Genomic DNA, 668 nt, shown 5'->3' with positions numbered 1-668 from the left:
CGGAGGTGGTGGGCTATAAGGGCTGGACCCGAATGCACTGCGATATGGATGCAGGGAAATAATCTGCAATGGGATATGCCAAAACCGCTTAACGTTTAAGGATGAATTATGAAGCCAGGAATTACGATAAGAGTATTAATCGGCGCAGTTTCACTATTCGCTATCACTGCCTGTACAAAAAAAATACCAACTCAAGTTATTTATCGTTATGACGATAACCGGTATCTTGAACTAAAGGGCTTCGATTGCGAAGGTGCACTTTGGTATCATGATACCAGAAGGAATATACATAAGGAATTAGTAAATGGCGTTTATTCAACGTATCAGATCTTTTCCGGAGTATATATTCATCCATCAGATAAGTATATTCTGATACCGCGATGGGAGCCTGGGGCATATAAAATATCTAAAGATTACGGACAAACGTGGCAGGTCGCAACATATATGGCCCCTTTCCCGGCGCTGGAGAGAAACTCAGATGGTGTTATGCGTGACAGCCCTGAAGGAAAAGAAATAAAAAGAGTGGTGGTGGTCAATAACCAGGCGTTTATTTCCACAGCGCAGGACCATTTGTATATGAGTTCATATCCTTTTGACGACCCGCGTCTGGCGCCGGGTGGTCCGGGTATAGATTATCAATACTTTGATGACACCTATTATCTCTACAG

1 protein-coding gene is annotated in these 668 nt (G+C 43.1%); it reads left to right on the top strand.

Annotated features, from left to right (window positions below; genetic code table 11):
* Nucleotides 1–108: 108 nt before the first annotated feature.
* A partial coding sequence (locus OGX86_RS00005) for a T6SS immunity protein Tli3 family protein (RefSeq protein WP_286638961.1) occupies nt 109–668 on the top strand: 560 nt, incomplete at its 3' end.

This window comes from Citrobacter sp. Cpo040 (genome assembly GCF_030332915.1).
GTDB classification, from domain to species: domain Bacteria; phylum Pseudomonadota; class Gammaproteobacteria; order Enterobacterales; family Enterobacteriaceae; genus Citrobacter; species Citrobacter portucalensis.
This window is presented reverse-complemented; position numbering and strand designations above follow the sequence as displayed.